The sequence below is a fragment of the Plantactinospora sp. KBS50 genome, from assembly GCF_002285795.1.
Classification (GTDB): domain Bacteria; phylum Actinomycetota; class Actinomycetes; order Mycobacteriales; family Micromonosporaceae; genus KBS50.
This window is the reverse complement of record NZ_CP022961.1, coordinates 6,448,866-6,474,779: the sequence shown is the minus strand read 5'-3', so window position 1 is coordinate 6,474,779 and position 25,914 is coordinate 6,448,866. Positions and strand designations below refer to the sequence as shown.

The 25,914-nt window shown below is 72.2% G+C and carries 17 protein-coding genes and 1 pseudogene; 10 read left to right on the top strand and 8 right to left on the bottom strand.

The features are described 5' to 3' along the window. Window positions 1–91 precede the first annotated feature (91 nt). Genes CIK06_RS28025 through CIK06_RS28010 form a run of 4 tightly spaced genes read right to left on the bottom strand, consistent with a single transcriptional unit; the run spans window position 92 to window position 4,689 of the window. Window positions 92–1,468, bottom strand: coding sequence for a GH1 family beta-glucosidase (locus tag CIK06_RS28025; protein WP_095567300.1), 1,377 nt, complete (start codon window positions 1,466–1,468; stop codon window positions 92–94). Further along, entirely contained in the window at window positions 1,465–2,340 is an 876-nt protein-coding gene (locus CIK06_RS28020; RefSeq protein ID WP_232533908.1) for a carbohydrate ABC transporter permease, read from the bottom strand. Before CIK06_RS28020 ends, CIK06_RS28025 begins: the two co-directional genes overlap by 4 nt. Window positions 2,341–2,342: 2 nt before the next feature. After that, window positions 2,343–3,362, bottom strand: coding sequence for a carbohydrate ABC transporter permease (locus CIK06_RS28015; RefSeq protein ID WP_095567299.1), 1,020 nt, complete (start codon window positions 3,360–3,362; stop codon window positions 2,343–2,345). A 22-nt stretch (window positions 3,363–3,384) separates the two neighbouring features. Next, window positions 3,385–4,689, bottom strand: a complete 1,305-nt coding sequence (locus tag CIK06_RS28010; RefSeq protein ID WP_095567298.1) for an ABC transporter substrate-binding protein — start codon at window positions 4,687–4,689, stop codon at window positions 3,385–3,387. 264 nt (window positions 4,690–4,953) lie between these two features. Between CIK06_RS28010 and CIK06_RS28005 the strand changes: the two genes are divergently transcribed. The 8 genes from CIK06_RS28005 to CIK06_RS27975 all read left to right on the top strand — a co-directional run bounded on the left by CIK06_RS28005 (window position 4,954) and on the right by CIK06_RS27975 (window position 16,810). Next, window positions 4,954–5,988 (top strand): LacI family DNA-binding transcriptional regulator, encoded by a 1,035-nt coding sequence (locus tag CIK06_RS28005; protein ID WP_095567297.1) that lies wholly within the window; start codon window positions 4,954–4,956, stop codon window positions 5,986–5,988. A 195-nt stretch (window positions 5,989–6,183) separates the two neighbouring features. Then, window positions 6,184–8,073: a glycosyl hydrolase gene (locus CIK06_RS31785; protein ID WP_232533907.1), complete on the top strand. Its 1,890-nt coding sequence runs from the start codon at window positions 6,184–6,186 to the stop codon at window positions 8,071–8,073. Then, window positions 8,070–9,131 (top strand): hypothetical protein, encoded by a 1,062-nt coding sequence (locus tag CIK06_RS31780; protein WP_232533906.1) that lies wholly within the window; start codon window positions 8,070–8,072, stop codon window positions 9,129–9,131. The genes CIK06_RS31785 and CIK06_RS31780 overlap by 4 nt, the downstream gene beginning before the upstream one ends. A gap of 187 nt (window positions 9,132–9,318) precedes the next feature. Further along, window positions 9,319–11,439, top strand: a complete 2,121-nt coding sequence (locus tag CIK06_RS27995) for a prolyl oligopeptidase family serine peptidase (protein ID WP_232533905.1) — start codon at window positions 9,319–9,321, stop codon at window positions 11,437–11,439. Window positions 11,440–11,535: 96 nt separating this feature from the next. After that, window positions 11,536–13,446, top strand: coding sequence for a RiPP maturation radical SAM C-methyltransferase (locus CIK06_RS27990; RefSeq protein WP_095567296.1), 1,911 nt, complete (start codon window positions 11,536–11,538; stop codon window positions 13,444–13,446). A 64-nt stretch (window positions 13,447–13,510) separates the two neighbouring features. Beyond that, window positions 13,511–14,185 carry a DUF5825 family protein gene (locus CIK06_RS27985; protein ID WP_095568203.1) on the top strand — a complete coding sequence of 225 codons (675 nt, stop codon included), beginning with the start codon at window positions 13,511–13,513 and terminating at the stop codon, window positions 14,183–14,185. A 47-nt stretch (window positions 14,186–14,232) separates the two neighbouring features. Continuing rightward, window positions 14,233–15,435: a cytochrome P450 gene (locus CIK06_RS27980; protein WP_095567295.1), complete on the top strand. Its 1,203-nt coding sequence runs from the start codon at window positions 14,233–14,235 to the stop codon at window positions 15,433–15,435. Next, a complete protein-coding gene (locus tag CIK06_RS27975; protein WP_232533903.1) occupies window positions 15,428–16,810 on the top strand; it encodes an MFS transporter in 1,383 nt (460 codons plus the stop codon). Before CIK06_RS27980 ends, CIK06_RS27975 begins: the two co-directional genes overlap by 8 nt. Here the strand turns inward: CIK06_RS27975 and CIK06_RS27970 are convergent, their stop codons facing one another. After that, window positions 16,811–19,177, bottom strand: coding sequence for a bifunctional diguanylate cyclase/phosphodiesterase (locus CIK06_RS27970; protein WP_232533902.1), 2,367 nt, complete (start codon window positions 19,175–19,177; stop codon window positions 16,811–16,813). Between the two features lie 299 nt (window positions 19,178–19,476). Then, window positions 19,477–19,758: pseudogene (locus CIK06_RS31775) on the bottom strand (alkaline phosphatase PhoX); the annotation flags it as partial. A gap of 101 nt (window positions 19,759–19,859) precedes the next feature. Between CIK06_RS31775 and CIK06_RS27960 the strand changes: the two are divergent. Further along, on the top strand, window positions 19,860–21,191 hold the full coding sequence (locus tag CIK06_RS27960; protein ID WP_232533901.1) for a restriction endonuclease: 1,332 nt from the start codon (window positions 19,860–19,862) through the stop codon (window positions 21,189–21,191). Between the two features lie 205 nt (window positions 21,192–21,396). Then, window positions 21,397–22,845, top strand: a complete 1,449-nt coding sequence (locus tag CIK06_RS27955; protein WP_095567293.1) for a PepSY domain-containing protein — start codon at window positions 21,397–21,399, stop codon at window positions 22,843–22,845. Between the two features lie 123 nt (window positions 22,846–22,968). Here the strand turns inward: CIK06_RS27955 and aceB are convergent, their stop codons facing one another. Next, complete coding sequence (aceB, locus tag CIK06_RS27950) at window positions 22,969–24,579, bottom strand: malate synthase A (protein ID WP_095567292.1); 1,611 nt, start codon at window positions 24,577–24,579, stop codon at window positions 22,969–22,971. Then, window positions 24,576–25,847 carry an isocitrate lyase gene (aceA, locus tag CIK06_RS27945; RefSeq protein ID WP_095567291.1) on the bottom strand — a complete coding sequence of 424 codons (1,272 nt, stop codon included), beginning with the start codon at window positions 25,845–25,847 and terminating at the stop codon, window positions 24,576–24,578. The genes aceB and aceA overlap by 4 nt, the downstream gene beginning before the upstream one ends. Between the last annotated feature and the right edge of the window lie 67 nt (window positions 25,848–25,914).

The following is a 25,914-nucleotide window of genomic DNA, read 5'->3' as shown; positions in this document are numbered from 1 at the left end:
AAAACGCCGGGAACCGGACGCTGATCCGAGGATCGGATGAGCGTGCAGCGGCGGGCTCGGCACACAGCCGAGCCCGCCGCGTGTCCGTGCGTCAGCGCGGCTGCGCCGGCTCCTCGGGCAGCGCGTGCGCCGCGACGACCGAGCGGTACCAGTGGGCGCTGTCCTTGGGCGTCCGCCGCTGCGTCGGGTAGTCGACGTACACCAGGCCGAACCGGCGCCGGTAGCCCTCGGCCCACTCGAAGTTGTCCAGCAGCGACCAGGCCAGGTAGCCGCGTACGTCGACGCCCTCGGCCAGCACCGCCTGGACGGCCCGCAGGTGCCCGTCCAGGTAGCGGATCCGGTCGGTGTCCCGGACCCGCCCGTCGACGAGCCGGTCGGGGAACGCCGCGCCGTTCTCGGTGATCCACAGGGGCAGGTCCGGCTGGTCGCCGCCGATCCGGCGGAGCAACTCGGCCAACCCGGTCGGGTCGATCTGCCAGCCCATGTCGGTGACCGGGCCGGTCGGGGCCGGGAACTCGATGCCCTCGCTGCCCGGATAGTTCGGCGAGCCGGACGCGCCGGGGCGGGCGGCCACGTAGGTGGGCGCGTAGTAGTTCAGCCCGAGCAGGTCGATCGGGGTGGCGATGATCTTCTCGTCGGCCGGGTCGAACCAGTCGAGATCCCCGAACCGGGACATGTGCGCGACCATGTCCTCGGGATATCCGCGACCGAGCACCGGATCGAGGATGACCCGGTTGTGCAGGCCGTCGACCAGCCGTACCGCGTCGGCGTCGGCCGGGCTCGCCGGGTCGGCCGGGCGGACGACGGCCGGATTGACCACCAGGCCGACCGATCGGGCGCCGGCGGCCCGCAGCGCGCGTACCGCCAGGCCGTGTCCGAGCAGCAGGTGGTGCAGGGCGGCGAAGGCGGCGGCCGGGTCGCGGCGGCCGGGCGCGTGTATGCCGCTGCCGTAGCCCAGGTACGCCGAGCACCACGGCTCGTTGAGGGTGCTCCAGGTCTGCACCCGGTCGCCGAGCCGCTCGTACACCTTCACCGCGTACTCGGCGAAACGCTCCGCGGTGTCCCGCACGGTCCAGCCGCCCCGGTCCTCCAGCGGCTGCGGCAGGTCCCAGTGGTAGAGCGTGGCCATCGGCACGATGTCCCGGGACCGCAGCTCGTCGACCAGCCGGTCGTAGAAGTCGAGGCCGGCCTCGTTGGTCGGACCGGAGCCGCCGGGCACGACCCGCGGCCAGGCCACCGAGAAGCGGTACGCGCCCAGGCCCAGCTCCGCGACCAGCGCCACGTCGTCCCGGTACCGGTGGTAGTGGTCGCAGGCGACGTCCCCGGTGTCCCCGTCGAGCACCCGGCCCGGCGTGTGGCTGAAGGTGTCCCAGATGGAGGGCCCGCGACCGTCCGCGGTGACGGCGCCCTCGATCTGGTACGCGGCCGTGGCGGCGCCCCAGACGAAGTGCTCGGGAAAGCTGGTCATGCCTTGACCGCTCCTTCCATGATGCCGCCGATGATCTGACGGCCGAAGATGATGAAGACCGCGAGCAGCGGGAGCGTCGCGATCGCCGTACCGGTGAAGATCTGGGACATGTCCTGGTAGTAGCCCTGGGACAGCGACCGTAGCGAGAGCTGGACGGTGGGATTCTGCGGGTCGTTGAGCACGGCGTACGGCCAGATGAAGTCGTTCCAGGTGGTCATGAAGGTGAGCAGACCGAGCACGGCCGCGGCCGGCCGCAGTGCCGGGAGCACCACGCTCCAGTAGATCCGGAAGGTCTGGCAGCCGTCGACGCGGGCCGCCTCGATCAGCTCGTCGGCGACGGCCTGATCGGCGTACTGCCGCATCAGGAACACCCCGAAGCCGGTGACCAGCGCCGGGACGATCACCGCCTGGAGGTGGTTGTTCCAGCCCAGCCTGGTCATCAGCAGGTAGAGCGGGATCACGCCGAGCTGGGTGGGCACGGCCATGGTGGCGATGATCAACAGTAGCAGCTTGTTGCGGCCCCGGAACCGCAGCTTCGCGAAGGCGAAGCCGGCCAGCGAGGAGAAGAAGACCACCGAGACGGTGACGCAGCCGGCCACGATGGCGGAGTTGACCAGCCCGGTCAGGAAGTTGGCGTCGGTGTTGCCGAGCAGCCGCTCGGTGTTGCCGGCGAACTGGCCGCCGGGCAGCAGCGGCGGCGGCACCTGTCCCATGGCGTCGTTCGACCGGGTGGCCACCACCACCATCCAGTAGATCGGGAAGAGCGACACCAGGCAGGCCACGATCAGGGTCAGGTACGTGAGCCGGCTGGCGTTCCAGAGGTCGGTGCCGGGTCCGCGACGGCCGGATCTGCGCAGGGGTACGGCCGACACGATCAGCCTCCTCGGTGGGCGGAGCGGCGGATCAGGGCCACGTTGGCGGCCGCGACCACGATGATGAGCAGGAAGAGCATCCAGGCCACGGCCGAGCCGTACCCGAAGTTGAAGTTCGGCGCGAAGGCGTTCTCGAACATGTACATGGTGACCGTCTGCGACTCCCGCAGCGGTCCACCGCGGATCGGGTTGGGGCCGGAGTTGAACAGCAGCGGCTCGGTGAAGAGTTGCAGGCCGCCGATGGTGGAGATGACCGTGCAGAAGATGATCGTCGGTCGGAGCATGGGGACGGTGATCGACCAGAACTGTCGGGCCTGCCGGGCGCCGTCCAGCGCGGCCGACTCGTACAGGTCCCGCGGGATGGCCTGCATGGCGGCCAGGAAGATCAGCGCGTTGTAGCCGGTCCACCGCCAGTCGACCATCGCGGAGACGGCCAGCCAGGCGCCGAGCCGGTTGCTGTGCCAGTCGGGGCCGTGCACCCCGATCAGGTCGAGCGCCCAGTTGACCATCCCGAACTCGCGGTTGAACAACTGGCCGAAGACGATCGCCACGGCGGCCGTCGAGGTGACGTTGGGGACCAGGATGCCCATCCGGAACGCGGTCCGCGCCCGCAGGGTGCGGTTGAGCAGGTGTGCCAGCCAGAGGGCGAGCAGCAACTGCGGCACCGTGGCGAGCACGAAGATCCCGGTCGTGTTGAACACCGAGTTCCAGAAGTCGGCGTCGGTGAGCAGCGCCGCGTAGTTGGCCAGGCCGACGAACGGGTGGTCGTCGGCCATCAGGTCCCAGTCGTGCAGCGAGACCCAGGCGGTGTAGCCGAGCGGGTAGAGCCCGAAGGCCGCGAAGAGGACGAAGAACGGGGCGACGTAGAGGTACGGCGAGAGCCGGTGGTCGAGCCGGCTCCACCGGTACAGGCGGGTGCGGCGTGCCTCGGCCGGGCCGGCCGGTCCGGGCGGCGCTGGTGGGGCGGCCGCCCCGCCGGGGGACTGTCCCCGGCGGGAGCGGACGCTGGCCTGTTGGCTCATCGGGTGGATCCCTTTCGCGGCGTCACTTCTGCGCGGCGGTCTTGGCCTTCGCCACGGCGTCGGCCCAGCCCTGCTCGGAGGTGCGCTGGCCGAGTTCGACGGTGCGTACCGCGTTCTCGACCTCGGTCCGGACGGCCTGGTTCTTCGGCCCCATGTACACCGGCTTGAGGCTGCGGGCGCCGGTGCCGAAGATCTCGCCGACGGGGGCGTCGTTGAAGTACGCGTTGTGCGCGTCGGTCACGGCCGGGTCGTCCAGGGCCTGCGGGGAGGAGGGCAGGGTGCCCTTGTCCTTGAAGGCGCCGATCTGGCCCTCCGGGCTGGTGAGGAACTCGGCCAGCTCGACGGCCTCCTTCTGGTGCTTGCCCTGCCGGGGTACGGCGAGGAAGGAGCCACCCCAGTTGCCGCCGTTGCCCGGCACCGTGGCGATGTCCCACTTGCCCTTGGCCTCGGGGCCGGAGTTGCCCTCGATCACGCCGGTCATCCAGGCCGGGCAGGCGATGGTGGCGAACTTGGCCTGCTTGAACGCGGCCACCCACTCGTCGGACCAGGCGCCGTACCGGCCGGAGAGCTTCGCGTCGATGATCTCGACGGTGGTGTCCCACGCCTGGCGCACCGCGGGGTTGCTGTCCACCACGAGGTTGTCGCCGGTGTCGTAGTAGCTGTAGCCGGCGGAGTTGCCGGCGGCCTGCAACAGGATCGTGTTGAAGGTGTTGGTCGCGGCGTCCAGGAAGCTGGCTCCGGTGTTCGCGGCGACGAACTTGCGCCCGGTGCTGATGTAGTCCTCCCAGGTGGGCCAGAGCTTCGACACCTCGTCCCGGTCGGTGGGCAGGCCGGCCTTGGCGAACAGGTCCGTGCGGTAGCACATGGCCATCCCGCCGACGTCGGTGCCGAGGCCGATCAGCTGCTTGCCGTCGGCGGTCAGCCCCTGCTGCCACTTCCAGGCCATGAAGTTGCCCTCAAGGTCGCCGGCGCCGTGGTCCAGCAGGTTCACGAAGTTGTTCGGGTGGGCCTTGTACTCGGTCAGCAGCCCCTCCTCGATGGCGACCACGTCGCCGGCCCCGGCGCCGGCGGCCAGCCACTGGGTCAGCTTCGGCGAGTAGTCGTCGAGGTTCGTCCCGGTGCCCCGCTCGACGATCTTGATGTTGGGGTGGCTGGCCTCGTACTGCCGGTACAGGTCCTGGTAGCCGAACTGGCCGAACACGTCGACGGTCAGCGTGATCGTGCCGTCGGCGGCGTCGTCCGAGCCGCCGCAGGCGGCGAGCGCGGGCAGTGCGGCGACCGCGGCGAGGGCGGTCGCCGCGATACGGCGGTACGGGCTGGCTCTCATGGAAATGACCCCTTTCAAGGCCGGCTAATTTCGTCTGTAATTAGGACAGCTCGGGTACGTCGGTTACTGATGAGAGAGCGTTCTCACGGAGAACTCAGGGTGTAGTGCGATACGATGCGCTGTCAAGAGAGCGCTCTCCCAAAGTCGCGGGCGAGCCATGGGCCGGCCGGCCGCCACCGGCGCGCCGCCCGGGTTCCGGCGCGGGCGGATCGACCGAGGGTTGCCGCCCGGTGGCGCTCGTTACGATGAGCGGGGAGGTGCGCTGTGACGGGTGCGGGGCGACCGTCGGCCGCCGTACAGGGACGGCCGACCCTGGAGGCGGTGGCACGGCGCGCGGGCGTGTCCCGGGCAACGGTGTCGCGGGTGGTGAACGGCTCGCCGACCGTCGCCGAGGAGATCCAGGCCCGGGTCCGGCGCGCGGTCGACGAGATGGGGTACGTGCCGAACCAGGCGGCCCGCAGCCTGGTCACGCAGCGGACCGGCTCGATCGCCCTGGTGTTGACCGAGGAGGCGAACCGGGTCTTCTCCGACGACCAGGTCTTTCCCGGCATCATCCTCGGGGTCAGCCAGGAACTGGAGTCCGCCGACCGGCAGTTGGTGCTGGTGCTGGCGCACTCGCCGGCCAGCCACGAGCGGATCGAGCGGTACGCGGTGGGCCGGCACGTCGACGGGGTGCTGATCGCCTCGCTGCACGGCGCCGACCCGTTGCCCGCCACGCTGGCCCGGTCGGCCGTGCCGGTGGTCTGCGGCGGCCGGCCGCTCGGCCGGGCGAGCGCGCTGCCGCACGTCGACGTCGACCAGGCCGGCGGCGTGCAGGCCGCGATCCGGCACCTGCTGGCCACCGGACGCCGGCGGATCGCGACCATCGCCGGCCCGCAGGACATGGGCGCCGGCATCGACCGGCTGACCGCCTACCGCGACGCGCTGCGCAACTCCGACCGCCGGTCGATCGTGGCGGTCGGGGACTTCACCCGGGACTCCGGCGCCGTGGCCATGCGGCAACTCCTGGCCGACGATCCCGCGCTCGACGCGGTCTTCGTGGCCTCCGACCTGATGGCCCACGGCGCGCTGCGCACCCTGCGGGAGGCCGGCCGGCGGGTGCCGGACGACGTCGCCGTGGTCGGCTTCGACGACATCGAGATGTCCCGGTTCACCGACCCGCCGCTGACCACCGTGCGGCAACCGATCGTGGAGATCGGCCGGCGGATGGCGCAGCAGATCCTGCGGCTGCTCGCCGGGGAGCAGATCCAGACCACGATCACCCTGGGGACCGAGCTGGTGATCCGGGAATCCAGCTGACGGGACGGCGCGGACGGCGGAGCGAGCGGCGGCAACCGGCCGGAAACATTGACGTATCGAGACGGCTGCATTAGCGTCTCGATCGCAGAGAGCGCTCTCACGGCTGGTTACGGACCGTCCCTCGTCATCCGGTCCCGGCCCGCCGCGCCGTCACCTCCGCGTGCGTGCGGGCTCGGGACCCCATCCGGAGGCACCATGAAACCGTCCGCCCGTCCCCTGCCCCGGGTGCTGGTCGCCAGCACCTCCCTGCTGCTGCTCACCGGTGTCGTGTTCGCCGTGGTGAGCGGCACCCGACCGGCCGAAGCGGCCACCGTCGGCGCCGGCAGCTACACCACCACCCCGGTCGGCCCGCTGCCCAACGGCTGCGGCTCCATCTCCACGTCCCCCCGGCAGTTCGCCACCGCCGACGCTCCGCCGGGCGCCGTGCCCACCAACGACTGGTGGTCCTCGCTGCTGTTCAAGCGCACCGACTGCGCATACAGCGAACCGCTGCACGCCCACCCGCTGTCGTACGACACCTTCGGCGACGGGCTCGGCTTCTCGGCCAACTCCACCCCGTCGATCAGCGGCACCGCGACCGGGGTGGGCGAATACCACTATCCGTACGTCGAGGACATCCGCGTCGGGGTCGCCGGCCTGGCGGCGCCCGTGGTGAAGGCGGCCGACTGGACCGACTGGACCGTCACGCCGTACTGGAGCGACGGCTCCCGGACGCTGCGCGCCACCATCGGGCACGGCCTGCCGTTCGCCTACTTCCAGGCCACCGGCGGGAACGCCCGGATCACCGTGACCGGCAGCCCGACCGTGTGGGCGAACGACGGCCCGACGATCGGCTTCTCGGTGCACGGCCACGACTACGTCGGCTACGCCCCCTCCGGGGCGAGCTGGACGGTCAGCGGCGGCACGTTCTCCTCGACGCTCAACGGCCGGGGCTACTTCTCGGTCGCCCTGCTGCCCACCACGTCCGGCACCCCCGCCGCCGACCGCGCGGCGCTGGCCGGCACGTACGGCCGGTACGCCCACGCGCACGTCACGGGCACCCGGGTGAGCTACGCCTACGACCCGGCGACCAGCCGGGTGACCACCACGTACGCGTTCACCGTGACGGCCCGGGAGGGCACCGCCACGCAGACCGTGGTGAGCCTCTACCCGCACCAGTGGAAGGCGCTGACCGGCGCCACCCCGATCGCCCAGAGCTACCCCTCGGCGCGCGGCACCATGAAGGTGCTCACCGGGGTCAGCCAGTTCCGCACGGCGATGGCCTTCCACGGCGTACTGCCGGAACTGCCGGCCGTCGGCGACGGCGCCGGCACCGACCGGACCACCCTGGGCAGCCTGTTGGCCGCGGAACGGGCCAACCCGATGGACCAGCGCGGCGGCGACACCTACTGGACGGGCAAGGGCCTCGGCCGGGCCGCGCGGCTCGCCGAGATCGCCGACCTGGTCGGCGAGACGGCGGTCCGGGACAGCGCGCTGGACGCGATCCGGGGCAGCCTCACCAACTGGTTCACCGCCAGCGGCGGCGAGACCGGCCAGCTGTTCTACTACGACCAGAACTGGGGCACCCTGATCGGCTACCCGGCGTCGTACGGGTCCGACCAGGAGCTGAACGACCACCACTTCCACTACGGCTACTTCGTGGCCGCCGCGGCCACGCTGGCCAAGTTCGACCCGGCCTGGGCCGCGACGGACCGGTACGGCGGGATGGTCGACCTGCTCATCCGGGACGCTGACAACTACGACCGGACCGACAGCCGCTTCCCGTACCTGCGCGACTTCGACATCTACGCGGGGCACGACTGGGCCTCGGGGCACGGCTCGTTCGCCTCGGGCAACAACCAGGAGTCCTCCTCGGAGGGGATGAACTTCGCCAACGCGCTGATCCAGTGGGGGCAGGTGACCGGCAACCGGGAGGTACGCGACGCGGGCGTCTTCCTCTACGCGACGCAGGCCGCGGCGATCCGGGAGTACTGGTTCGACGTCGACGACGAGAACTTCCCGAGCGCCTTCGAACACTCCTGCGTGGGCATGGTCTGGGGGACGGCGGCGCGTACGCCACCTGGTTCAGCGCCGAACCGGAGATGATCCAGGGCATCAACCAGCTCCCGGTCACCGGCGGGCACCTCTACCTCGGCTACGACCCGGCGTACGTCCGGCGCAACCATGCCGAGCTGGTGCGCAACAACGGCGGCGAGCCGACCGTCTGGCGGGACATCCTCTGGGAGTTCCAGGCGCTCGGTGACGCCGACAGCGCGCTGGCCGGGCTGCGGGCGGCCGGCGGCTACACCCCCGAGGAGGGCGAGAGCCGGGCACACACCTTCCACTGGGTCCGCAACCTGGCCGCGCTCGGCACGGTGGACACCGGGGTGACCGCGAACCACCCGCTCGCCGCGGTCTTCACCCGCAACGGTCAGCGCACCTACGTGGCGGCCAACCCGAGCGGCACCGCCCGGACGGTCACCTTCTCCGACGGGACCAGCCTGGCCGTACCGGCCGGCCGGACGGCGACCACCGGGGCGTACCAGTGGAGCGGCGGCAGCGCCGGCGGGGTCGAGCCCTCGCCGTCGCCGACCACCCCCGGGCCGACGCCCAGCCCGACGGCGACCGCCTCGCCGACCCCGACCCCGACCCCGACTCCGTCGCCGACCAGCCCGACCCCGTCCCCGACCTCGCCGGCCTCGCCGACCCGGTACCTGCTGGCCGGCGGTGGGCTCGCGGGTCCGGCCGGCAGCGCGGGTACGGCCGTGGTGGTCGCCGCCAACGGCAACCACGACGGGACCCCGACCAACCCGCTGGTCTTCACCGCCACCGGGCTGAACCTGGGCTACTCCGGCGGGGCCACCGGGTTCGACCTCTTCCTCGATGCGGGCAGCGCGGTCGGCAACGGCGTGCAGGCGCGGATCTCGTACGACCTGACCGGGGACGGCACGCCGGACCGGGTGGAGACGTACCGGTACTTCGCCACCGACCCGGTCGCCGGGTACGAGCACTACACGCAGGCCGCCGGGACGCTCTCGGCCACCGGGACCCTGGGCGACCTGCGCAACGGAACCGTCCGGGTCGAGGTGTGGAGCGCCATCGGGGCCAGCCCCACCACGCTCGGCGTGGGCAACCAGTCCCTGGTGCGGCTTCCGTACGCCTGATCCGCCCCGGGCGTCCCCACGGTCGGACCGTGGGGACGCCCGGCGCGGGCCCTTGGGGCGGGTTGTCGTTGGCCGGCGGCTGAAGGCGAACGCCGGTGCGCTCGCCGCCCTGGTCACCGGAACCCGTCTGTACTAATAGAAGTGGATCAATTACTCTCGGTGGGGTACGCGACCCGATCGGGGTGTTGTGACCACACCACACGCGCCTGCCTTCGCTGCCCACCGGCCCGCACGGGCCATCGAGCTTCACGACGACGGCACGTCCACCCAGGTGCTGGCCTGGGACCGCGACACCCGAGCACGCCGGATCCGCACCAACGCGGCGCACGGGGTGACCGCCTGCGACATCGAGCCGGACGGCGAGCACTTCTGGTGGTTCGACGCGGACCCGACCGGAGCCGGGATCTGGCGGCGGCAACCGGTCTGGCCACTCCCGACGGCCGTCGCCGAACCGCCCCCAGCGCGCACCGGCCCGGCGCCGGCCGTCGCCGAACCCGCGTCGCCGGCCCTCGCCGATTCCACGCCGTCGCCCCTCGCCGACTCCGCGCCGCCGGCCCTCGCCGGCCTGCCGGCCGGGCGGCAGCAGGGCATCGCCTTCGACGCCGCCGGCCGGTGCGCCGCCGCCTGCATCACCACCGGAGCCGAGACCCGCTGCTACCTCGGACCGCCCGGTGGCGCCGGCAACCTGGTCGCGGTCGCCGACGGGCACACCACGCTTGTCGACCTGAGCCCCGACGGGCGGACGATCGCGCTGGCCGGACGGGCCGGCACCGGCACCGCGATCAGCGTCATCCGGCTCACCGACGGGCGTACCGACGTCGTGCCGGGCAGCGACCGCGAGCGGATCTGGGCGCTGGAGTTCCGCCCCGGCGACCGCCCCGAACCGGAACTGCTTGTCGTGGCCGAGACGGAGGATGGCTACCGGGTCGGCACCTGGCGCGCCGACCAGGGCGTCGAACTGTCCCGGGACCTGTCGTACGACTCGGAGATCACCGCCCACTGGTACGGCGACGCCGGGCGGGTGCTCATCCAGCACGACCGGGCCGGCCGCAGCCGGCTGCTGCTGGCCGACCTCGACACCGGCGAGCAGGTCACCGTGGTCACCCCGCCCGGCACGATCCTGGACCTGAGCTGCGACCCGGGCGGTGCCGTCCACTACGTCTGGACCCGCGAGTCGGTGCCACCCCGATGCCTGGTCGCCGACCCCGCTACGGCGGTCACCGGACCGCCCGGCAAAGCGGGACCGCGCGCCGCGACCGGGCCGCCCGCCACCGCCGGGCCGCCCGCCGGGACCGGGACGTCCACCGCGACCGGTCCGCCGGCCGTGGCCGGGCGGAGTGAGCTGTGGACCGTTCAGCCGTACGGTCGGATCCACAGTTTCCTCGCCACCCCGCCCGGCCCCGGGCCGTGGCCCACCCTGTTCCTGGTGCACGGCGGGCCGTACCTGCACGACCGGGACGCCTTCGACCCGCGGGTCGAACTGTTCGTCCGGGCCGGGTACGCGGTGGTGCGCACCAACTACCGGGGGTCGACCGGGTACGGGCCGAACTGGCAACGGGCGTTCGACCACCGGGTCGGGCTGGCGCAACTGGACGACCTCGCCGCGGTCCGCCGGCACCTGATCGGTCTCGACGTCGCCGAACCCGGCCGGATCGGGCTGTGCGGCTACTCCTGGGGCGGCTACCTCGTACTGCTCGCGATGGGTGTGGCGCCGGCCGACTGGGCGGTCGGCCTCGCCGTCGCCCCGGTCGCCGACTACCCGGCCGCGTACCGGGACACCACCGCGGCGCTGCGGGAGGTGGACGACGAACTCTTCGGCGGCGGCCCGGACGACGTACCGCGCCGGTACCACGCCGCCGATCCGATGACCTACCTGGACCGGGTACGCGGACCGCTGTTCATCGCCGCGGCCACCGAGGACGACCGGTGCCCGCCGGAGCAGGTGCGCCGCTACGTCGCGCGGCTGCGGCTCCGCGGCGTGCCGCACCGGCTGCACTGGATGCCCGGCGGCCACCACGGCGACGCCGCCGGGCAGACGCGCGCGTTCGGCGAATTGCTCCGGTACGCCAGCGAGACGCTGCGTCCGGACCCGAGCGGGGCGACCGGACCGGAAGGTCGCCCGGAACCGACGGCAGGGAAGGAGGTGAATGGCATGAAGCGACGCAGCGTACGTCACGACCCGATCGCCAGCGGTGAGCGGGAGCGTGGGGCGGTCATCGTCAAGATGCTCCTCAACATGGACCAGGCGGTCCCGGCCCCGCGGCAGCACGTGACCGAGGCGGCGGCCGACAAGGCGGCCGGCGAGTGACACGGCAGGGGTGACCACAGCTCAACGGCTTCGTTCCGGGGCGTCGAGCCAGCGCTCCGGAACGACGCCCACCAACGAGGCGGGAGGGGACCGGCGATGAAGGTCGTCCTGGTGCACATGCCGTGGGGTTCGATCGACGTGCCCTCGCTGGCGCTGGGCATCCTGCGCGCGGCGGCCGGCCGGGCCGGTCACGAGGTGCGGGTGCGCTACGCCAACCTGGACTTCGTCGACTGGGTCACCGGGGTCACCGACTTCTCGCTGGCCGACTACCAGTACTTCTCCGAGTCCTCGTACTTCCTCGGCGCCGGGGACTGGGTCTTCGCCGAACTGCTCGACGACCGGGACCGCCCGTACGACTCGTACGCGCGGCTGCTCACCGAGGGTGGCTCGACCGACGCCGAGATCGCGCTTACCGAGGCGACCCGCCGGCTGGTGCCGGGCTTCATCCGCGAACTCGCCGCCGAACTGGTCGACAGCGGGGCCGGCGTGGTCGGCTTCACCACCACCTTCCAGCAGAACGCCGCGAGCCTCGCCGTGGCGCGGGCCATCAAGCGGCTGCGGCCGGAGATCCGGATCGTCTTCGGCGGCGCGAACTGCGACGGACCGCAGGGGGCGGCGCTGCACCGCAACTTCCGGTACGTCGACTACGTGGTCCGCGGCGAGGGAGAGGTGGCCTTCCCGCAACTGCTCGACGTCCTGGCCGGAGCCCCCGGCGCGACGGAGCTGGCCGACATATCCGGGCTGTGCTGGCGGGACGCCGACGGGACCGCACGGGCCAACCCCATGTCGTCCCGGCCGCTGCCACCGGCCGACATCGTCGCCCCCGACTACGCCGGATACCTGGACCGGCTGGACGCCTCGGCGGCGGCCGACTGGGTGGCGCCGCGGCTGGTCGTGGAGGGCTCCCGCGGATGCTGGTGGGGCGAGAAGCACCACTGCACGTTCTGCGGACTCAACGGGTCGTTCATGCAGTTCCGCAGCAAGAGCCCGGCGCGCTTCCTCGACGAGGTGCTCGACCTGGCCCGGCGGCACCAACTGCTCGACTTCATCGTGGTCGACAACATCCTGGACATGGCCTACTTCGACTCGGTGCTGCGGCGGCTGGCCGAGTCGGAGTACGACGTCCGGCTGCACTTCGAGGTCAAGGCCAACCTGCGCCGGCACCACTTCCAGCAGTTGGGCGAGTCCGGCGCCGTGCAGGTCCAGCCGGGGGTGGAGAACCTCAGCAGCCACGTGCTGCGGTTGATGGACAAGGGCGTGACCGGTTGCCAGAACGTCCGCGCGCTGCGCGACGCGCAGAGCGCCGGCGTGACGGCGAGCTGGAACTACCTGTACGGGTTCCCCGGCGAGACCGCGCAGGACTACACCGACGTCATCGCGCAACTGCCGGCCCTGTGCCACCTGGAGCCGCCGATCGGCTCCGCGCGGATCGCCATCGAGCGGTTCAGCCCCTACTTCGACCGTCCCGAGCTGGGGTTCGACAACCTGCGGGCGGCACCGCAGTACACCGAGATCTACCGGCTGCCCGAGGCGGAACTCGCCGACCTGGCGTACATCTTCACGTCCGTGCCCAGCGGCATCGACCGTACGCAGGCGGCCGACCTCGACGCGGCGCTGGCGAGCTGGCAGGAGCGGTACCCGGTCAGCCGGCTCAGCTACACGGCGCTGCCGGACAGGATCGTGCTGGTCAGCCGGCGCGCGGCGTACGACTGGTCGGTGCTGGAGCTGGCCACCCCGGCGGAGATCGAGCTGTTCCGGCTGCTCGACCAGCCGCGTACCGCCGCCACCCTGGCGGCCAGGGTGCCCGGCGGGGCGCCGGTGGTCGGGCCGCTGCTGGAGCGCTGGTCGGAGCTGGGCATCCTCTTCCACGACGCCGGCCACCAGGTGCACGTCGCGGTCGAGTCCAACAATCAGGTGCTGGCGCGGATGGAGCACCGCCGGACCGCCGCCGCGGTGGCCACCTCCGGACGGGTCGAGGAGGAGCAGCGTGCCGCCGTCGTCAGCTGACATCACCGGTCAGAGCCGCCCGACCAGCCTGCCCGGCTCGCCTGACCTGCCCGGCCCGGCGGGCTTGCCCGGCCCGGCCGGCTCGGTGGGCTCGGCCGGCTGGACCGCTGCGGGGGTCGAGGTGGAGCTGTCCCGGGACTACGAGCCCGGCGCGGGACGGCTCCCGGGAATGTCCTTCGGCACCCGGCGGCTCGCCGGAGCGTGGCAGCCGCTGGCCGCAGACCTGTACCGGGCCGGCGTCCGGCATGCCCGGCTCGCCGAACCGGTCGAGCTGTGTCCGGCGGCCGGGGTCGGCTCCGCCCGCGCCCTGGTGCTGATCCGGGAGTTGACCGCGCACGCGGTCGCCGTCGACTGGGTGGCCCGCTGCCGCGACGGCTGCGCCGGCCAGGGGCTGTTCAACCACCTGTACCCGCCGGACCGGGTCGACGGCGCCGGCGAGGACGCGGCGGTACGCGGCTGGCGGGAGTCGTTCTTCCTCGGCAAGTGCGTGTTCCGCCGCGGCCCGGGATTCGCCGAGGTCCGCGACCGGCGGCTCGGCTCGCTGGAGATGTTCACCATCGACGAACCGGAGCACCTGGCGGCGGTGCGGGAGCTGACCGAGGGCGTCCCGGCCGACCGGGTACCCCCGGCGGTGCGCCGCGACCTGGCCGACGCGCGGCTGATCGCCGAGCAGGCCGGACATCTGTGGTGGCTGCCGACCCGGGCGTACCGGTGGCCGTTTCCCGCACTGGCCGTATAGGCACACCGGTGGCGCGCGGCGCCGACCGTCGCAGGCAGGAGGGGGACATGGACACCGTGACCGGCACGCCGGCCGAGCCCGAGGTGCCGTACATCGCCGACCCGTACCCGACGCTGGCCCGGATCCGGGCCAACGGCCCGGTGTCGATCCTGCACAGCGACGAGGGTCTGCCCATGTGGGTGATCCCGCGCTACCGCGACGTGCGGGCGGCGCTGGCCGACCCGCGGTTCGGCCAGGACGCCCGCCGGGCGCAGGCGCTCGCCGACAACCGGGTCGCCGGCGTCACCCTGGGCGGCGACGTCGTGCACATGCTCAACAGCGACCCACCCGACCACACCCGGCTGCGCCGGCTCATCCACGCGGCGTTCACCGCCCGGCGGGTGGCGGCGATGCGGCCGATGGTGGAACGGATCACCACCTCGCTGCTGGACGGTCTCGCCGACCGGCGGACGGTCGACATCGTGCAGGACTTCGCCTTCCCGCTGCCCATGCTGGTCATCTGCGAACTGCTCGGCTTCCCGGCGGAGGATCGGGGCGCGTACCGGGCCTGGTCCACGGCCATCCTCACGCACAGCGACGACCCGGCCGACTTCGCCACGGCGCTGGGCGAGATGACCGACTACATCGCCGGTCAGCTGCGGCACCGGCGCAACCACCCCGGCGACGACATCCTCACCGACCTGCTGGCCGCCCGCGAGGACGGCCAGCTCACCGACGAGGAGATCGTGGGCATGGTCTTCCTGCTGCTGATCGGCGGTCACGAGACGACCGTCAACCTGCTGGGCACCGCCACCCTCGCCCTGCTGCGCAACCCCGACCAGCACCGGTGGCTGCTGGCCAACCTCGACGCGCTGCCGGGCGCGATCGACGAGTTCCTCCGCTACGAGTCGCCGGTCAGCATGGCGACCCTCCGGTTCACCACCGACCCGGTCACCGTCGACGGCGTACAGATCCCCGCCGGCGAGCTGGTCCTGATCTCGCTGGGCGGGGCCAACCGGGATCCCGACCGGTTCCCGGAGCCGGACCGGTTGATGCTGGACCGGCGGGATGCCGGCCATCTGGCCTTCGGGCACGGCCTGCACCGCTGCCTCGGTGCGTTCCTCGGCAAGCTGGAGGGTGAGGTGGCGCTCGGCGCCCTGCTGGGCCGGCATCCCGACCTGACCCTCGCCGCGGACGTCCACCGGTTGCCGTGGCGGAACACGATCATGCTGCGCGGGCTGGAGTCACTGCCGGTGGTCCTCGGTGGGTGAGTCCGGCACGGCCACGGCCCCGGCCCCGATCGGCCGGTTCCGGCCGCGACTCAGCTTCGCCCCGCTGCGGGTACGCGGCTACCGGCTGCTGTTCGCCGCCGAACTCGTGTCCGTCTTCGGCGACGCGTTCCACGCGGTGGCGCTGCCGTTCCTGGTGTACCAGTTCGGCGGCGGCGCCCGCGAACTCGGGCTGCTGGTCGCCGCCTACGGGGTGTGCCGGCTGGCGACGACGCCGCTGGGCGGGATCCTCTCCGACCGGATCGGCCCCCGCCGGGTCATGCTGGTCTCCGACCTGAGCCGGATGGTCTGCACCGCCGGCATCGTGGTGGTCGCCGTGGCCGACGCCGGAAACGTGCTCGCCGTCGTGGTGCTGGTCGCCGGGACCGGCCTGGGCTCCGGACTGTTCCAGCCGGCCGCGTACGCGATCACCCCGCGGCTGCTGCCGGCCGAGCAGTTGCAGGCCGGCAACGGGCTGCACAGTACGGCCACCTTCGCCGCCGGGATGGTCGGCCCGGGTGTCGCCGGGATCGTCGTGGCCCTGCTCTCCCCGGCGGTGGCGTTCGGGGTCGACGCGGTGACCTTCGCTGTCTCGGCGGCCTGCCTGGCGATGATCGGCGGCGCCGCCCGCGCGACCGCCCTGGCGGCCACGGCCTCCGGTGACCGCGCCGCCTCCGGTGACCGCGCCGGTGCTGGTGACCGCGCCGCCGCCGATGATCCTGCCGCCGCCGGTGACCGTGCCGGTGCTGGTGCCGGGCCGGGCGACAGCTCCGGCGGGTCACCGCCGGGTCCGGCCCCGATCGGGTTCTGGCAGCTGCTCCGCGAGTCGGCGCTGCTGCGTACCGTGCTGGTCGTGACCGCCGCCGCGAACCTGACCGTCGGCGGCATGGTCCGGGTCGGCCTGCCCTCGCTCAGCAGCGTCGACCTCGGCGCCGGCGCCGGTGGACTCGGCGGGCTGCTGGCCGCGTTCACCGCCGGTTCGCTGGTCGGCGGGCTGTTTTCCGCCGGCCTGGCCGGGCTGCCCCGCCGCGGCGCGACGGCCATGGTGGCCGGGCTGGTGCTGGGCGCGGCGGTCGCGCTCGTGCCCTTCGCCGGCTATCCCGGTGCCGTGCTGGCGCTGGTGACGGCCGGCCTCGCCAGCACCGTCACCAACGTGCTGGTGATCACGATCGTGCAGCAGAACACCGCGGCTCACCTGCTGGGACGGGTGATGAGCGCGATCGTCTTCGCCGCGCTGAGCCTGTTCCCGCTCTCGGCGGTCGCCGCCGGCCTGGTGGTCGACCGGTACGGCAGCACGGCGGTCTTCCTGGCCACCGGGGCGACGCTGCTGGCCGCGTTCGTCTTCGGCCTCTCCCGCCCCGAACTGCGCCGGCAGTGATCAGCGGTCCGCGGCGGCAACCGTGCGCTGCCGCGCCAGCAGGCCGGACACGCCGTCGGCGGTCATCGGCTGGGCCAGGTGGTAGCCCTGGCCGCGGGTGTAGCCGAGTTCGCGCAGCACCGCCGCCTGCTCGGCGCTCTCGATGCCCTCGGCGACCGTGTCCAGCCCGAGCGCGCGGGCGAGCTGGATGACCGCGCGGGCCACCGCCTGTCGGGCGTCGGCCGCGGCGGCCTGGCCGTCGTCGATCTCGATGCCGTCCACGAAGGACTTGTCCAGCTTGACGATCGCCGCGGGAAAGGCACGCAGCAGGCTCAGCGACGACTCGCCGGTGCCGAAGTCGTCAAGCGACAGGCGGATGCCCATCCGGTCGAGTTCGAACAGGGTCCGGGACACCTGCTGACCGCGCAGCACCGCCGACTCGGTCACCTCCAGCACCAGCCGCTCACAGGGCAGGCCGCTGTCGGTGAGCGCGGCGGTCACGTCGGACACGAAGTCGGGGTCGTGCAGTTGCCGCGCCGACACGTTCAGCCCCGCCTCCTGGAGCGCGTCCGCGCCGAACTCCAACGACCAGGCGACGGCCTGGCGGCAGGTCTCCCGCAGCACGAACCGGCCCAGCGGCACGATCAGGCCGGTCCGCTCGGCGGCCGGGATGAACTCGGCCGGGCAGACCACCCCGCGGGTCGGGTGGTGCCAGCGGATCAGCGCCTCGACCCCGACCACGTGGTTGTCGTCCAGCCGCAGGATCGGCTGGTAGACCACCCGGAACTCGTTGTTGTCCAGGGCCCGCCGCAACTCGCCGCCGAGCTGCATGTGCGCCAGGACCGGCTCACCCATGCCCTCCACGTACCGCACGAAGCTGGCCTTGCCGCGCTGCTTGGCGGTGTACATGGCCACGTCGGCGTCCCGCAGCACCGAGTCGACGGTCGCACCGGGTACGGCGGTGGCGATGCCGATGCTGGCCTGCACCAGCAGGCGGTGCTCGCTGATCGGGTGGTTGAGCGCGGCCAGCAACCGACCGGCCAGCTCCTCGGGTTCGGTGCCGGTGCCGGTCAACAGCACCGCGAACTCGTCGCCGGCCACCCGTACCGGCAGTCCGTCCTCGCCCACCTCGGCGACCAGCAACTGTGCCACCGAAACCAGCAACCGGTCGCCGACCCCGTGGCCGAGCAGATCGTTGACGGTCTTGAAGTCGTCCAGGTCGACAAGGAGCACCGCGGTCCGCGACGGCGTGGCCAGCGCGGATGCCAGCCGGTCCCGGAACAGCGCACGGTTCGCCAGGCCGGTGAGGCCGTCGTGGCTCACCTCGTACTGGAGCCGCTCCTCCTGGACACAGGTGTTGCGCAGCAGCCGGGCGTTCTCCTGGAACGCGATGAACTGCCGGGCGCCGACCAGCGCGGTCACCACCACCACGGCGACCAGGACCACCCGGACCGGCCAGGTCAACGGCGCGCCGAGGGCGACCGCGATCAGCGGTACGTCGACCGCCGCCACCGCCAGATAGGGCAGCAGCAGGCCACTGCGCGCCCGGCCGCGGCGCAGCCCGAGGTCGGCCCGCCACTGCGCGGTGACGCCCAGGGTGACCAGCACCGGAGTCAGCGGCATCACGACCGCCTGGGCCGGAATGCCGGCGACGTACCCGAACCGCACAGCGAGCACGGCCACGATCCCGGCGGTGACGCCGCCGCTGGCCGCGATGAGCCGGATCGCCGTCCGATCCACCGGGCCGCCGGCCACATAGGACACCTTCGTGGCGGCGCCGACCGCGACCAGGAAGGCGAGTCCGACCAGAGCCATCGCCTGCAGGCTCCACGGCTCGTGGGCGGAGAACATCGGGGCCAGCCCGACGTACCACAGCACGGTCGCGCAGCCGAGGAAGGCGATCGTGCGGTCGAGCGCCATCCGCCACCACTCGACGTCGCCGGTCGCCACCACCGGCACCCGGGCCACCGCCCAGATCGCGATGCCGAACCCGATCGCCACGCAGGCCGCGGCCGGCAGGGGCATGCTGCGGGTACGGGCCTCGGCGGCGTGCGCCAGCATGTCCACCGCCAGCCAGCCGTAGCCGATCGTGATCGCCACCGCCGCGACGAACACGGCCCGCCAGAAGCGCCGGGCGACCGGGACGAGGCTGCCGCGGCGGAGCATGTGCAGGACGGCCGCGGCGGCGAGCACGCCGCCGACCGGGACGAAGACGTACGCGAGCGCCTCGGTGCCGGCGCCGACGGTGAGGTCTGCCCCGCACCAGGCGGTGCCGAGGACGACGACTCCGATCGTGGCCAGCACATATCGCCGGGCGGCCGTGCAATCCCGGCTACCAGCGACATCGACCGCGGCGATCGCCGGTGACCGCATCGCCTCTCGCGTCACCGCCCGACGATAGCCCGCAAATTGTGGGTCGGGTCTCACCCGAACGTTTGGAACTCGCCGATGGGTGCGTCCGGGCAGCAAAGACGTACCGGCCGTAGGGGTGTCGGATGCCCGACGCCGATAATGCGAATCCGGTGACAATGGCCTCTTGTGTCGGGACGCAATTATCGAATTGCTACCGGTCCGGCACTTGGCGGTGCCGGTCGCCGGAGTGTCCAGGGACGGCGGACGCCATTCTTTCCGCCGATCGGTGCGGCCGGAATCGGAGATCGCCGGGCGCCCGCGGTCCGCCACCGCACCAGGAACTGCTTCAAGCGGCCCTTCTCCGGCCTTTCGATCGTGGTGGCGAACAGGCCAGTTGCTGCCGAGCGCGTTGCCGTCGGTCGCGATCCACAGGTTTTCCGGTCGTGTCGAACGCGACGTTGTCCGGGCAGGAGGTCGGTGCGACTTTGGTCTTGTCGCAACCGGAAGGGCCGGAAGGCAATGTCGAGGGGTCGGGTGGGGTCACCGCAGACGACCGGCGGCGAACAACCGAAGGTCTCGGACGTGTTGTCGCCGCGGTCCTCGACCAGTTCCAGGAGCGAACGAGGCACTACGTCCCAGGAGGCCATCCACACCGGAGCCGAGGGACGCCGCCGTGCCGGGGCAGCCGCGGAGCGTGGTGGCCCGGCACAATGCACGGGTGACGGACCACCCGCGGCACGTTCCGATGCTCGACATCCTGCGCTACGCACAGGGCGCCAGCCGGGTCGACGTGGTTTTGGACGGCTTCGTGAACTACCACTTCGTCACGACCCCGCCAGCCTCCAGCGTCGCGCCGAAGCTGATGCTGGAGGCTGGCATCAACCCGGCCGCGATGGTCGGAGGACCGGATGGGCAGCGGCGTCCGGTCATCAGCCTCCGATCGAGTCCATGGAAGGCCGGGCATGCAAGCAACCCCTGGCATGACGAGTTCGATCTTGACCACGGCCACGTGCGCTACTACGGCGATCACAAGCCGACCACGGTTGGCCTGCCGGGTGCCACTGTGGGCAACCGTGCCCTGCTCGACGCCTGGGCGCTGCATGCGGCGACCGATCCGCGGCGTCGGCGCCAGGCGCCTCCGTTGCTGCTGTACCGGTCCGTGACGGTGCGCCGGAACGGTCGCAACCTGGTGAAGGGGCACATCGAGTTCTGCGGCGTGGCGGTCATCGAGCGGCTCGAACATGTGGTGCAGCGCGACCCGGAGACCGGCCGCAGCTTCCCCAATCTGGTGCTGGACCTGGCGGTCATCGATCTGGCAGACACCGGCGACGCCCTCGACCTGCGCTGGATCGATGACCGTCGTGACCCTTCACTCGACTGCGTGCAGGCCGACCGGCACGCGCCGGACGCTTGGTCGCGGTGGGTCCGGGACGGTCGCTCGGCGATTCCCCGGGTACGTCGCCGGGTGGTGTCCTCTCGGGTCAGATCTGCCGAGGACCAATTGCCGCCCGCCGGTTCGGTGGCGGAAGACCTGCTGGATCGGCTCTATCGTTACTTCGACGGGCGCAAACACGCCTTCGAGATGCTCGCCGCCCGGGTCAGTGCGCAGATCCTGGGCGGCTCTGGAGGCCGGTACCACGCCGGCTGGCTCACCCGGCCCGGCGGGGACGGTGGTGTGGATTTCGTCGGCCGGCTCGATGTCGGCACACCCGCCAACAACACGCCGCTGGTCGTGCTGGGGCAGGCAAAGTGCATCCGGCCGTCGTCCTCGATCAGTCCGGACCAGGTCGCTCGCGTCGTGGCCCGGCTGCGCCGGGGCTGGCTCGGCGTCTTCGTCACCACGGGGATCTTCTCAAGGCAGGCGCAGATCGAGGTGATCGACGACCAGTATCCGCTGGTCCTCGTTGACGGGCGGACGCTCGCCGAGCAGGTGCTGCGGATGGTCGCCGCCGATCACGACGGTGATCTCGGCGCGTTGCTGGACTCGGTCCTCACCGACTATGACCTTGCGGTCACCTACCGTCGACCGGACGAGATTCTTCTCGCCTGATTTCCGGCGCCCGTCGGACCGGTTCCGGGCGCCGGTCGGACCGGGATCCGCCGCCGGGAGCGGGCTTGTGGTCGGGCGCGACCCGCGGGCCGCGTCAGATTGACGCGTACGAATGAAAAAGTTCCCTGACATCGCATGGAACCTTTCCGCCGGTGTCGGCGACCAATGCTGCGACGCCACCGACCCGAGCCCGCCCGAGGTGCCCATGTCCACGATCGCCCCGCCCGCCTCCGCCCCACCGGTCCGCCGGTCGCGACCGACATCCGTGCGCAGCTTCGGCCCGCTGCTGCTGCGCCTGCACTTCTACGCGGGCATCTTCGTCGCACCGTTCCTCCTGATGGCGGCGCTGAGCGGGCTCGCGTACGTCTTCACCCCGCAACTGGAACGGGCGTACTACGCACACGAACTGACCGTCACGCCGGGCGACGCGGTCCGGCCGATGTCGGAGCAGGTGGCCGCCGCCCAGGCGACCCATCCGGCCGGCGCGATCACCGCGGTCCGGCCGGGCATCGGCGACGCGACCACGCAGGTCGACTTCACCTCCCCGGAGCTGGACTTCGAGCACAAGCACACGGTGTACGTGAATCCGTACACGGCCGAGGTCACCGGGCAGCTCACGACCTGGTGGGCCAGCACCCCGTTGCGTACCTGGTTCGACGACCTGCACACGCACCTGCACCTGGGCGCCGCCGGCTACTACTACTCGGAGTTCGCCGCCAGCTGGCTGTGGATCATCGCGCTGAGCGGGACCGTGCTGTGGTGGCGCCGGCAGCGCGGCAAGCGGATGCTGCGGCCCGACCTGGCCGCCCGCAAGGGCGTACGCCGGACCCGCGGCTGGCACGCCCCCACCGGCCTGTGGCTGCTGGTCGGCCTGCTCTTCCTGTCGGCCACCGGGCTGACCTGGTCGGACTACGCCGGTGCCCGGTTCGGTGCGGCCGTGGACGCGTTGCAGGGCAGCCGGCCGGCGGTCTCCACCGAGCTGGGCGCCGCCGCGCCGGCGCCCGCCGGCGGCGGCCATCACGGCGGCGCCGCCGCGCCCGCCGACGCGTCGGTCGATCCGGCCGCCATCGACACGGTGCTGCGGGTGGCCGACACCAACGGCATCGACGGGCCGGTCACGGTCACCGTCCCGGGCGACACCGCGACCGCGTGGACGGTCACCCAGGAGGACGGCCTGTGGCCGCTGCGCCGGGACAGCATCGCGGTGGACGCGGCCACGGGCGAGATCGTCGACCGGATCGACTTCGCCGACTGGCCGTTGATGGCCAAGCTCACCCAGTGGGGCATCTACGCCCACATGGGCGACCTGTTCGGCCTGGTCAACCAGCTCCTGCTCGCCGCGCTGGCGCTCGGTCTGATCTGCGTCATCGTGTGGGGCTATCGGATGTGGTGGCAGCGCCGGCCCACCCGCGTCGACCGGCGTGCCCTGGTCGGTGCCCCGCCGGTCGGCCGCGGTGCCTGGCAGCAACTGCCCACCTGGGGCATCGTGGCCGGCGTGCCGCTGGTCCTCTTCGTCGGCTGGGCGCTGCCCCTGTTCGGGATCCCGCTGGCCGCCTTCCTGCTCACCGACATCGTGATCGGCGCGGTCCGGGGCGCTCGCCGCGGCAGCCCGACCGCGGAGGCACCGGTCTCGCCGGCGCCGGTCGGCAACTGAGGAACGGGCGGTGCCGCGACCACCGCGGCACCGCCCTTCCGTCGGGACATCGCATTGGACCGGCGGAATGCGCGGTCAGCTCTGGCCGGCACTTGCCACCGGCAGTCCCGTTCTGGGCACTTCCTAGGAAACCGGGGTCTGCGCCCGCGGGCCGGGCGCCAGGTGCCGGGCGTACGCTCCGGTGGTGAAGAACGCCGGCAGGTCCTCGCCCAGCGCGGTGTTCTCGACGATCCGGGCGGCCTGGTCGGCGCGGTCCCGATCGGCGCCGTCGCGTCCGGCGAGCAGGGCGGCCAACTCCTCGGCGAGGATGGACCGGACCAGATCCTCGGTCACGCAGCCGCCACCGGCCAGCGGCGTGCCGTGGTGCAGCCACTGCCAGACCTGGCAGCGGGCGATCTCGGCGGTCGCCGCGTCCTCCATCAGGTTCCACAGCGCCACCGCGCCGGCGCCACCGATCCAGGCGTCGATGTAGCGCAGCGCCACCGCCACGTTGGAGCGCAGCCCTTCGGCGGTGACCTGACCCGGGGTCTTGTCCACCGCCAGCAGGTCGGCCGCGCTCACCTCGACGTCGTCGCGGAGCCGGTCGAGCTGGTTCGGCCGGTCGCCCAGCACCGCGTCGAACTCCTGGCGGCAGGTTTCCACCAGACCGGGGTGGGCGACCCAGGAGCCGTCGAACCCGTCGCCGGCCTCCCGCCGCTTGTCCGCCCGCACCCGGTGCAGCGCCACCTCGTTGACCTCGGGATCCCGGCTGGGGATGAACGCGGCCATCCCGCCGATCGCGTGCGCGCCGCGCCGGTGGCAGGTCCGCACCAGCAGTTCGGTGTACGCCCGCATGAACGGCACCGTCATGGTGACCGCCGAGCGGTCGGGCAGGACGAAGTCCTGCCACTGCCCGAAGTTCTTGATCACGCTGAAGATGTAGTCCCACCGTCCCGCGTTCAGCCCCGCCGAGTGCTCGCGCAGCTCGTACAGGATCTCCTCCATCTCGAAGGCGGCGGTGATGGTCTCGATCAGCGTGGTCGCCCGGATGGTGCCCTGCGGCAGCCGCAGGTAGTGCTGGGCGAAGACGAAGATCTCGTTCCACAGCCGCGCCTCGCGGTGGCTCTCCAGCTTCGGCAGGTAGAAGTACGGCCCGGCGCCGGCGTCGAGTTGCCGCCGGGCGCAGTGGAACAGGTAGAGCCCGAAGTCGACGAGGGTGGCCGAGATCGGCCGCCCGTCCACCGCGATGCCCTTCTCCACGAGGTGCCAGCCGCGCGGCCGGACCACGATCGTGGCCAGCTCCGTGCCGAGGGCGTACCGCTTGCCGCGCGGGTCGGTGAAGTCGATCCGCCGCTCCAACGCGTCGATCAGGTTGAGCTGGCCGGAGATGACGTTGTGCCAGGTCGGCGAGGTGGCGTCCTCGAAGTCGGCGAGCCACACCTTCGCACCGGAGTTGAGCGCGTTGATCGCCATCTTCCGGTCGGTGGGTCCGGTGATCTCGACCCGCCGGTCGACCAGTCCGGGCGCGGGCGGCGCCACCCGCCAGTCCGGGTCGGCGCGGATCCCGGCGGTCTCCGGGAGGAAGTCGGGGAGTTGCCCGGTGGCGTACCGGTCGCGCCTGGCCCGGCGGGTGTCCAGCAGCGCCACCCGGCGGGCGGCGAACTCGCTGTCCAGCGTGACCAGGAACTCCAGCGCCTCGGCGGTGAGGACCTCGTCGAATCGCTCGGCCATCGGGCCGATCACCTCGTACCTCATGCGAACTGCTCCTCTTCGGTGGAGCCGCGCAGCGCGGTGGTTTCGGCGGCGGGGTTGAGCACGGTGCTGATCAGGTCGAAGTAGCCGGTGCCCACCTCGCGCTGGTGCTTGACCGCGGTGTAGCCGTCGGCCTCGGCCGCGAACTCCCGCTCCTGCAACGAAACGTACGCCGGCATGCCGCTTGTCGCGTACCCGCGGGCCAGGTCGAACATGGAGTAGTTGAGGGCGTGGAACCCGGCAAGGGTGATGAACTGGAACCGGTACCCCATGTGCGCGAGTTCCCGCTGGAACTTCGCGATGGTGGCGTCGTCCAGGTGCTTGCGCCAGTTGAACGACGGGGAGCAGTTGTAGGCCAGGAGCTGATCCGGGAACTCCTTCTTGATCGCCTCGGCGTACCGGCGGGCGATCTCCAGGTCCGGGGTGCTGGTCTCCATCCAGAGCAGGTCCGCGTGCGGGGCGTAGGCCAGGCCGCGGGCGATGCACGGGTCGACCCCGTTGCGCACCCGGTAGAAGCCCTCGGCGGTCCGTTCGCCGGTGACGAACGGCCGGTCCCGCTCGTCGACGTCGCTGGTCAGCAGCGTCGCCGCCTGGGCGTCGGTGCGGGCCACCAGCACCGTGGGCACGCCGGCCACGTCCGCGGCCAGTCGGGCGGCCTCCAGCGTACGGATGTGCTGCCCGGTGGGGATCAACACCTTGCCGCCGAGGTGGCCGCACTTCTTCTCCGAGGCGAGCTGGTCCTCCCAGTGCACCCCGGCGGCGCCGGCCGCGATCATCCCGCTCATCAGCTCGTACGCGTTGAGCGGGCCGCCGAAGCCGGCCTCCGCGTCGGCGACGATCGGCGCCAGCCAGTCGATGCCGGAGGTGTCGCCCTCGGCGGTGCCGATCTGGGCGGCCCGCAGCAGGGCGTTGTTGATCCGCCGGACCACCGCGGGCACCGAGTTCGCCGGGTAGAGGCTCTGGTCCGGGTACGTCTGCCCGGCCAGGTTGGCGTCGGCGGCCACCTGCCAGCCGGAGAGGTAGATCGCCTTGAGACCGGCCCGGACCATCTGCACGGCCTGGTTTCCGGTGAGCGCGCCGAGCGCGTGGATGTAGTCCTCGCTGTGCAGCAGCCGCCACAGCCGGTCCGCGCCGTGCCGGGCCAGGGTGTGTTCCTCCTGGATGGCTCCCCGCAGCCGTACCACGTCCGCCGCGCGGTAGCTGCGCCGCACACCCTGCCAGCGCGGATCGGTCTCCCACTCGGTGCGCAACTGCTCGACGGCGTTCTGCATGGTCTCGTTCCCCTCGGAAATCGATGGTGCCCGCGTCTGGAGGTTCCCGCGTGGCGACCTGAACTCG